General features: G+C 38.9%; 2 protein-coding genes. Both read right to left on the bottom strand.

All coding sequences use genetic code 11. The annotated features are described in order from the left end of the window. Positions 1–196: 196 nt before the first annotated feature. Positions 197–700, bottom strand: a complete 504-nt coding sequence (locus ACYPWY_RS16180) for a hypothetical protein (protein WP_459686579.1) — start codon at positions 698–700, stop codon at positions 197–199. A 4-nt stretch (positions 701–704) separates the two neighbouring features. Beyond that, the coding region (locus ACYPWY_RS16185; RefSeq protein ID WP_459686580.1) for a M91 family zinc metallopeptidase at positions 705–1564 on the bottom strand (860 nt) is incomplete at its 5' end.

A 1564-nucleotide genomic window follows, 5' to 3' on the forward strand; every position in this document is an offset into this window, starting at 1 on the left:
TCGGGCAAAAGTAGCCGAAAAATCAGAGGAAAAACGGACAAAAAACAGAGAGAAAGCGAGCGGGAACGGAACGAAAACGGCAAAAAAAATGCCAAAAAAGTAATTTTTTGTGGCTTTGCCACAAAAATTTTCTTTCCCACCAAAAAAAGAAAAAATCAAACCCTGCAAAAGCGGGGTTTGATTGGTTAGAAAAAAACTAACTTATTCCATTTACAGACATATCAGACAACTTTTTGGTAGATAAATTTATACAGATACGCCAAAAATAGTAACCGCCATCAAATATTGTGATAATTTCATTGTCGATTCTATCTGCATCTTTTGGTTTATCTTCATCATCATATTTGTCTTTATGCAAGAAATTAATCCAAATTATTATTTCATTATTTTCCGTTAAATACCCTACATACTGACGAACATATTTTTTTAGTGTTCTTTTGTTTATAGGTGGCTTTTTGTACATTTCTTGGTTGGACTTCACATAATCCGTTCCGATACTGTCTTTCAGAATTTTTTCCGCTTGGGCAATATCTTCTTCGCTTGGCGTATAGCGATTTTGTTCGGGTGGAAATCCCCAAATAGCGTGTTCTTTTGGGAAAACATAACCCTCATAATCCTTGCCTGTTACATATTCCGCCGTCTGTGAATAAACATAACCACTCATAAATAAAAATGTTATAATTGCAAATATATTTTTCATTGGCTTATCGGTAGTTAATAGGTAAATTTGCAGGTGTTAATAATCTCGGTCCGATTGGACGAGGAACGCCTGTTGTCATACCGTAGCCGTAATGAGTGCGTAACGGAATACCCGCTTGTCCTCTAATTAGATTTTCTCGATAAACCGATCGCCATTCTGATTTTAACAAACCATTGGAAGTCGAAAAATAGGTTGCGCCTGTTACGGCATTGGTATAATCGCCACTAAAATGAAGTAATCCTTGATTTGAATCGCTTGCGTGTCCCATTTCGTGTCCTAATCCTATGTATGCAGGTCGCGAGGTACTCCCTGTAAGGTCTAACCCCCCACTCGTAGAATTAGCGTTCCAATAAATAGTACCGCCTGAACCCGAAGAACCTGCTGCGTTTCCTGTTACTGCCTGAACTTCTGCTAAATTTGCACCCGCTTTTGAAGTACTATTTGGCACAAACGCATTATCTCCACTTTTGATAGTGAACATATTTGTTGAGTTTTGCAATTCAGAAACCAAAGTTGCACCTTCCGCAGTATTGTTCAAACTGCCTAATGCGCCTACTGCCGATTTTAGATAACCTTTTACTTTACCTGTATAGGCACTGCCGTCAGAATTGAATAAATTACCGTTTTCGTAAGTCAAAGTTTCTTTACCGCCCAATCCCAAGAATCCTGTATTATGTACAATTGTTATACTGTCGCCGTGTAAATCTACTGCATTTATCGGGTTGTTTCCGCAATATGCATACGGACTAATCGAATAATACTTCTCCGCCAGCGGATCCATACTAGTAAACCCTCCATACCCATCCAACTGCCTGGCCTCAAAATCATACAGGCCCAATCCAAACATAGGCTCAGCCTCCTTAC

The organism is Viscerimonas tarda (assembly GCF_054601255.1).